At 29.2% G+C, this 8,584-nt stretch carries 5 protein-coding genes; 3 read left to right on the top strand and 2 right to left on the bottom strand.

The window, feature by feature from the left end; translation table 11 throughout:
- The first annotated feature begins 378 nt into the window (after window positions 1-378).
- Entirely contained in the window at window positions 379-3,033 is a 2,655-nt protein-coding gene (locus tag I0K12_RS21810; RefSeq protein ID WP_231372831.1) for an AsmA-like C-terminal region-containing protein, read from the top strand.
- 61 nt (window positions 3,034-3,094) lie between these two features.
- Here I0K12_RS21810 and recR read toward each other — a convergent pair whose 3' ends face one another.
- Entirely contained in the window at window positions 3,095-3,706 is a 612-nt protein-coding gene (recR, locus tag I0K12_RS21805; protein WP_196890301.1) for a recombination mediator RecR, read from the bottom strand.
- A gap of 698 nt (window positions 3,707-4,404) precedes the next feature.
- Between recR and I0K12_RS21800 the strand changes: the two genes are divergently transcribed.
- Together I0K12_RS21800 and I0K12_RS21795 are read left to right on the top strand one after the other, a co-directional pair.
- A complete protein-coding gene (locus tag I0K12_RS21800) occupies window positions 4,405-6,255 on the top strand; it encodes a T9SS type A sorting domain-containing protein (RefSeq protein WP_196890300.1) in 1,851 nt (616 codons plus the stop codon).
- 118 nt (window positions 6,256-6,373) lie between these two features.
- Entirely contained in the window at window positions 6,374-7,873 is a 1,500-nt protein-coding gene (locus tag I0K12_RS21795) for a sodium:solute symporter (protein ID WP_196890299.1), read from the top strand.
- 123 nt (window positions 7,874-7,996) lie between these two features.
- Here I0K12_RS21795 and I0K12_RS21790 read toward each other — a convergent pair whose 3' ends face one another.
- Window positions 7,997-8,458: an ISAs1 family transposase gene (locus tag I0K12_RS21790; RefSeq protein WP_317194457.1), complete on the bottom strand. Its 462-nt coding sequence runs from the start codon at window positions 8,456-8,458 to the stop codon at window positions 7,997-7,999.
- Window positions 8,459-8,584: the final 126 nt, after the last annotated feature.

The raw sequence follows: 8,584 nt of genomic DNA, 5'->3' as shown, positions 1-8,584 counted from the left end.
ATTAGCACCATTGCTATAAATCTACAAAGATTAAATATAGGATGGTCAATTAAAGACGCAATAGGATATTGTACTTTTAATTTGAAAAAAGTAATCAAACTATTTAGAACGTGACAGCCCTGCTTTATACTTGGCCGCTTTTGATGTATTTCAGAAGTGGCTTTTTTTATGAGAATTCTAGAATTTATAAATATTTCAAATCTGAAATATCTAAAGCTTTCCATTTTTTTAGAATGAAGTATTTTTTCACAAAATTTTAAGTAAATCTTAAATTCTGTTTCTTTTTTTATCTTAAATTAGAGCCTCTTAAATTTTTCTAATTATAACAACTAAAAAAACTACAAAGTGAAAAAATTTTTTAAACGATTTTTTATCTTTTTGTTTGTTCTAATAGGTTTACTTTTCGTTTTACCTATCATTTTCAAAAGCCAAATAATTGATAAAGTAAAGGAAGAAGTCAATAAGTATGTAAATGCAAAAGTTGACTTCAAAGATGTGGATATAAGTTTGATTCGAAAATTCCCAAATGCTGCTATTGGTATTGAAGAATTATCGATTATAAACTACGCTCCATTTGAAGGAGACACTTTAGCTTATGTAAAAAACATAGATTTGAAAGTAAATCTTACAGATCTTTTTGGAGGAAGCTATAATGTAAAAAGTATTGAAGTAGATGGAGTAAACGTTTTGGTGAAAACAAACAAAGATGGAAAAAGTAATTATGATATTGCAGTTGCCGACAATGCATCAGAAGAAGCTCCAGCAGAAACTCCAAAAGAATCAGAAGAGGAATCTAGTTTTTCTTTTGGTGTAGATTCTTATAGAATTTCGGATGTGAATGTAACTTATATCGATGAAGTTGGGAAAATGGCAATGTATATTGATAATTTTGATCATTCAGGAAACTTAAAATATACTGGAGATAATGCAAAATTAGATACAAAATCGTCTATCGAAGCTTTCACTTTCAAGATGGATGATGTTGCTTATGCGAATAAAATCAAATTTAGTTTAGACGCTTTGTTAAATATGGATTTAGCAAAAATGCGTTTTACTTTTGAAGAAAATTTAGCACATATCAACGATTTAAATCTTTCGTTTGACGGGTATTATCAAATGAACGAGAAAAATCAAGAAATGGATATTACTTTTGCTTCAAAACAATCAGCGTTTAAAAGTTTACTTTCTCTAGTTCCTGCAGCTTATACTTCTAGTTTTGATGGAGTAAAAGCAAATGGAAAATTAGATTTATCAGGAAATGCAAAAGGAATTTTAGATGATAAAACAATTCCTTCTTTTGATTTAATTGTAAAAACAGATAATGCTTCGTTCCAATATCCAGATTTACCAAAAGGAATTACAAATATTTATGTAAATACAGAAATTGGAAACAAAACAGGAAATATCGATGATACTTTTGTGGATGTTAAAAACTTCCAATTCAAAATTGATCAAGATGCTTTTAAAGCAAAAGCTTTCATTAATCATGTAACAACAAATCAAACAATTGATGCTACTTTTGATGGAAAAATTAATCTTGATAATTTAACGCATGCTTATCCTGTAGAATTTGATGGAAAGTTAGCTGGAATTTTAGTAGCAAATATTTCTACGCATTTTGATATGAATTCTGTGATGAACAGTAAATATGAAAATATCAAAAACGAAGGTTCTGCAAGTCTTTCTAATTTTGAGTTTGCAAATGCATCTGTTCCACATCCATATTATATCGAAACAGCCGATTTAACTTTTAACACAAAAGAAATTGAGTTAAAACAATTCAAAGCTAAAACAGGAAATAGTGATATTGAACTTTATGGAAAAATTGACAATTTATACGCTTTCTTATTCAACGATGCGAAGTTAATTGGAGATTTTGCTTTAAACTCAAATAAACTTTATGTAAATGATTTCTTAGTTCCTTCAGAAGAAACAGAAGCTACTACGGAAACAACAGAAGAAAATAAAACAGAAGAAGTTGCAGAAAATACTACAGAAACTACACCAGCTACAACTGGTGAAGAAATGAAAATTCCTGCATTTTTAGATGCAACTTTCAAAGCTAAAATTGGAGAAGTTCACTACGATAATATCGAATTAAGACAAGTAGACGGAACTTTTGTAATCGACGATCAAAAAGCAGATTTAAAAGGAATTACTGCAAAATTATTTGGAGGAGATATCAAAATCAACGGATCTGTAGATACAAAACCAAATGTACCTTTCTTTGATTTTGGTTTAGGAATCAAGAAATTTGACATTCAAAAAACTTTTGGATCTTTAGAAATGTTCCAAAAAATGATGCCAATAGCGAATGCATTTGACGGAAATTATAGCACTGCTTTTGATTTAAAAGGAAAATTAAACAAAGATTTTTCTGCAAATATCAATTCACTTTCAGGAGATTTATTAGCGAATTTATTCATTAATAAGGTAGATACAGAAAAATCGGAAGCTTTAAGTTTAATGGATCAAAATTTGAATTTCTTTGATGCTTCAAAATTAGATTTAAAAGATTTAAAAGCACATGTAGTTTTCAATGACGGAAAAGTGATTTTAAAACCAATGAATTTAAAATGGAAAGATGTTCCGATGAAACTTTCTGGAGAGCATGGTTTTGATCAAAATATGGATTATGATTTAAAAATGGATCTTCCTGCAAAATATTTAGGAAAAGATATCAATAAATTATTATCTACACTTTCTGCTGCTGAGCAAAAGAAAATGGTAGTTCCTGTAGATGTTAATTTATCAGGACCTGTTGCGAAGCCAAAAATCAAAGTAGATTTAAAGAAAGCAATCACAGAAGTGACAAAGAAAATCATTGAAGCACAAGCGCAAAAAGTAAAAGATGAAGTGAAAGACAAAGCAGAAGATGCTGTAAAAGATCTTTTAGATGGTGTGTTGAATGGAAATAAAAATAAAGACAAAGACAACAAAAAAGACGGAGAGAAAAAATCAGATGGAGATAAAGTAAAAGATGCTGCAAATGATTTATTAGATGGTCTTTTTGGTAAAAAAGAAAAGAAATAATTCGAATTTTAGATAAAAATTAAAGCCTGTTTAAATCAAATTAAACAGGCTTTTTTATTTCTTAAAGTGATTTTTCAAATGGGATTCGGTTTACAATACTTCTTCCAAGCGTGATTTCATCAGCATATTCTAGTTCATCACCAACAGAAATTCCTCTAGCAATCGTAGAAGTTTTGATATTATATTTTTCAATTTGTTTAAAAATATAAAAATTGGTCGTATCTCCTTCCATAGTAGAACTCATCGCAAAAATGATTTCTTCAATTTCCTCATTTTTAACCTTATCGACCAAAGCTTCAATATGTAAATTATGTGGGCCAATTCCTTCCATCGGAGAAATTTTTCCTCCCAAAACATGGTACAAACCTTTAAATTGAGCTGTATTTTCAATAGCCATTACATCACGAATATCTTCTACAACACAAATTACTTTATTATTTCTGTTCGGATTTGCACAAATTTCACAAATCTCTGTGTCCGAAATATTAAAACATTTTTTACAAAGTTTAATATCCGAAACCAAAGTATTCAGCGCATTCGTCAAACGATGTGTTTGTTCTTTCGGTTGTTTCATCAGATGTAAAACCAAACGCAATGCTGTACGTTTTCCAATTCCTGGTAAAGAAGCTACTTCTGCAACCGCTTTTTCTAAAATTTTCGAAGAATAATTCATATTGCAAAAATACATAAATGATTTTCGATTTGAACAATTCTTTTCATTTGGGCGTTTCCTTTTTTCTTTGTCTCAAAAACAAAGAAAAAAGGCCGGGCTATTCGCTATATCTTTTTTGCTAAAAGCATATGGATGAAGAAGCAAAAAAGGATGCCGCTACTATCCCTAACGCAAAAAAAAAACTAGCTTAGGGATTGAAGAGAAAAGCTTTTGCGTATTTAAAAAATTAGAAATTCTTAGATAACGGAGGCGACCTAAGAAGCCCACGAATGTTTTAGAATTTCTTTTTTTAATAGCAAAACTTGAAACGAAAAGCCCGACCCGAAATCTTATGAAGGGTAAGCACCTAAAAAATAAAAAAATCTTAAAAACTCTGTGTTTATAGGGTTTTGTAAGGTTTTGGTTTCTATTGTTTTTTATAAAAATAAGGTTGTTTTTTTATAAACGGCACTTTGTTGTATTATACTTCACATGATTTATTTTATACATTTGAAATATGAAAAACATCTATTAAACATTTTATTAAACATTTATAATTACCCAATATATTTTTTTAAAAAACATCTATAACATCTATTAAACATCATTTAAAAAAATATAGAGTAACATCTTTTTAAACATTTAGGGAATGAGTCGTATTTTGCTATTATCGTACGACTCTTTTTTTTTTCAAAAAATTAAATTTAAAATTGAGACATATGAAAAAACAATTACTCTTATTTTCATTTCTGTTAATTTCTTTTTGCTCTTTTTCTCAAGATTTGGAAGCAACAGCAGATTTTGTTAAATGCGAAAATGAAGAAGCAAATTTCACCTACGAAGAGATTCAGGATTTTGCAATTTTGGAATTTAGCTTAGGAGAAGAATTTGATTTATTCGAAACAATCGAGGATGCTTCGAATGAAACTGATTTTATAAGTACAGATACAGAATTTACTGTGCTTTCTAGTGAAGAAGAGGCAATATATGTAAAAGAAACAGGAAGTATTTATGAAGTGAAATTAAAAACTATTGCTTTACCAACATTCGATTATCCTGGAATTACAATTTGTGATGATGAAGACGGAGATGATTACAATACTTTTCCTCTGAATGTGGAATCAGCATTATTATCATCAGATGATTTATATACTTATACTTTTCATCAAACAGAGCAGAATGCTTCAGCTAATGAAACAGAATTGCCAAATAGTTTTCATACGGTAGATACTAATATTTTTATCCGCTTAGAAGGAGAAGAAGGTTGTTTTTCTGTTTATGATTTTCCTTTGAAATCTGTTTTTTGCGGAGAAGATGCAGACGGAGACGGAGTTCCTAATGGAGAGGAAGACATAAATGAAAATGGAAATTTGGAAACAGATGATACAGACGGAGATGGAATTCCAAATTATCAAGATTTGGATGATGATGGAGATGGAATTCTAACAATTGACGAAGATTATAATGGAAATGGAGATCCGACAGATGATGATTTAAATGAAAATGAGATTCCAGATTATTTAGAAGCAGATTTTTCAGTTTTAGATTTCACATACGAAATGTTTGAATGTGAAGATATTCTTACTGTTTTTGCAGTTATTGAGGTTGAAGAAGATTTGATAGATGCATTTAATCTGCAAAGTTTACAAATATTTGAATCTTTAGAGGATTTGGATAATGATGAGAATGAATATACCAGTGAATATATTTCATTAGAATTTGATGAATTGAAAGAAATTTATGTAAAAGGAATCACTTTAGCATCAGAAGAAATTACGATAAAAGTTTCTTTAAAGAAAAGTGAAAATCCTTCGATAGAGCATCCAGGATTAACTGTTTGTATGGATGATAATGATGATATCTACACTTCTTATGATCTTTATTTAGAAGAAGATTTTATTCCAGAAGATTATCCTTTTGAGTTGAAATATTATTCTATGGAGATTGATGCAGAAGCAGAGGTAAATCAATTACAAAGTCCGCATGTAGATATTTTTGAAGAAATTATTTATTTAAGATTAGAAAACCCTGAGACAAACTGTTATTCTATTTATGAATTTCCTTTAAAATCTATTGATTGTGACCAAGATGAGGATAATGATGGAATTGTAAATGGAAGTGAAGATGTTAATGAAAATGGAAACTTGGAAACTGATGATACAGACGGAGATGGAATTCCAAACTATGCAGATGCGGATGATGATGGAGATGGAATTTTGACGATTGATGAAGATTATAACGAAAATGGAGATCCAACAGATGATGATACAAATGAAAATGATATTCCAGATTATTTAGAAGCGGATGTAGCTTTATCTGTAAATGAAATAAGCATTTTAGAAAAGATTTCGATTTATCCGAATCCTTCTAATGGAATTTTGAAAATAAAATCTAACTCGAAAATTATAAATAGTGTAATAATTTCTGATACGAGTGGACTGGTGTTACTACAGATTGAAAATTTCAATACTAGTGGGACGTTGAATTTATCTGAATATGAAAATGGAATTTACCTTGTAAAATTAACCTTAGATAATTATTCAATAGTAGAGAGAGTTCAATTATATTAACACCTTTTTTGTTTAGTTAAGTTGCCGTAATTCTTTCATTAGAATTACGGTTTTTTTATGGAAAATGGTTTTAGCAATTTCTATTTAAATTTAGTTTCTTTGTGTAAAATAGAATTACATGAAACCAGAATACATTTTATCATTAATAGGAATTTACTTTCTAGTTCTTTTAACGATTGCATATTTTACAGGGAAAAAAGATTCGAACAATGCTTTCTTTTCCGGAAATAAAAAATCACCTTGGTATGTGGTAGCTTTCGGAATGATTGGAGCTTCGCTTTCAGGGGTTACATTTATTTCGGTTCCAGGTTGGGTAAAAGAGTCCAATTTTAGTTATATGCAAACTGTTTTTGGTTATCTTATCGGATATATAGTTATCGCTTTTGTATTACTTCCTATTTATTATAAACTTCAAGTAACTTCTATTTATGAATATTTAGAAAATAGATTCGGGAAAACGAGTCATAAAACAGGAGCAGTCTTTTTCTTTATTTCCAGAGTTTTAGGAGCTTCGTTTAGATTATATCTGGTAGCGAGTGTTTTGCAACAATTTGTTTTTGAACAATGGAATGTTCCTTTTCCAGTAACTGTAATTCTTTCAATAGCATTGATTTGGGTATATACTTTTAGAGGAGGAATCAAAACGATTGTTTGGACAGATACTCTACAGACTTTCTTTATGCTAAGTGCCGTGATAGCTACGATTTTTATCATTTCAGATCATATGAATTGGTCGCTTGTAGATTTATTTCAATCAGAAGAATTAAAAAAATATACGAATATATTTTTTATAGAAGATATCAAATCTAAAAATCATGCGATAAAATCGATTCTTGGTGGAATGTTCATCGCTATTGCTATGACAGGTTTAGATCAAGATATGATGCAGAAAAACTTGACGTGTAGAAATATCAAAGAGGCACAATGGAATGTTCTTTCTCTTGGAGTTGTATTGATTCCGGTAAATTTTATTTTTCTTTTTTTAGGAGCAATGTTATTTACTTATGCAAATCAAATGGGAATTGAAATTCCAGTTGTCGACGGAACTCCAAAAACAGATTTACTTTTTCCTGAAATTGCTTTAAACGGTGGTTTAGGTCTTTTTGTAGGAGTAGTTTTTATTCTTGGTTTAATTGCCGCAGCTTATTCAAGTGCAGATAGTGCTTTGACGTCTCTGACAACTTCTTTTTGTTTTGATTTTTTAAATTTTGATAAAGAAAAAACAGAGAATCAGAAATCTACTCGTAAAAAAGTACATATTGGAGTTTCTATCTTATTGATTTTGGTAATTATTGTTTTCAGATATATTTTGGAAGATAATATTATTAGTAATGTACTGAAAGTAGCTGCTTATACTTATGGACCACTTCTTGGAATGTTCGCTTTTGGAATTATAACAAAAAGAAAAATAAAAGATCAGTTTGTTTGGATTGTTGCGATTATCAGTGTTACAATAACAATGCTTTTACACAATCATACAAAGGATATTTTAAACGGATATGTTTTCGGTTTAGAAATCTTAGGAATCAACGGATTCATCACTTTTGTTGGACTTTGGATTATTTCAAATAAAGAAGAAAAAAAGAAATCAAAATTAAAAGGAGAATTTATAGAATAAAAAGTTCCCCTCTTGAGAGGCAGGGCTGTCACGTTCTAAATAGTTTGATTACTTTTTTCAAATTAAAAGTACAATATCCTATTGCGTCTTTAATTGACCGTCCTATATTTAATCTTTGTAGATTTATAGCAATGGTGCTAATAATAGCAATATTAATGGCACCATTCCTATTTTTAATTCGATTTTTTCTTCGTTATGAAAAACATCTTTAACCCAATGCAAAGAGTTTTCAATCTTCCAATGATTTCTAATTCCCCTATGATAGAATTCAGCATTATTTGAATCCATATTTGTCATATAATACCTAATACTTTCAGATACTTCATTTGTTTTTACATTTCTAGAAAATTTACGAACTTCAATATACTTTTTTAAGCTCTTCCATTCCTTTGTTTTATTTCCTTTAAATGCATCATAAACATAGATATACCATTTTGAATGTCTACCATGGTCTTTTTCGATTTCATAAAATGAATCTAAAGGTTTTTCATGGTTTATAAGATCTGAAATATCATTAAATAATGTTTTTTGATTTCGTTTTATTTGAGCAACATAATTTAAATTATGTGACACAATACTAGCTATTGTTTTTTTTGAGTATGCAAAGCATCCAAACGAATAATTGCTCCACTATCTTTAAAATCGTTTAAAATAAATTGTAAAACACTAATCTCACTTTCTTTTTGATTACTGTAGTTTTTCATTCGAACA

Origin of the sequence: Aureivirga sp. CE67 (genome assembly GCF_015767245.1) — a bacterium.
GTDB lineage: Bacteria > Bacteroidota > Bacteroidia > Flavobacteriales > Flavobacteriaceae > Aureivirga.
The sequence above is the reverse complement of the archived record's forward strand: the minus strand, read 5'-3'. Positions and strand labels throughout refer to the sequence as shown.

Excerpts from the sequence above, each read along its gene's own strand:
- recR (WP_196890301.1), bottom strand. The coding sequence starts at position 3,706 with ATGAATTATTCTTCGAAAATTTTAGAAAAAGCGGTTGCAGAAGTAGCT.
- I0K12_RS21800 (WP_196890300.1), top strand. The coding sequence starts at position 4,405 with ATGAAAAAACAATTACTCTTATTTTCATTTCTGTTAATTTCTTTTTGC.
- I0K12_RS21795 (WP_196890299.1), top strand. The coding sequence starts at position 6,374 with ATGAAACCAGAATACATTTTATCATTAATAGGAATTTACTTTCTAGTT.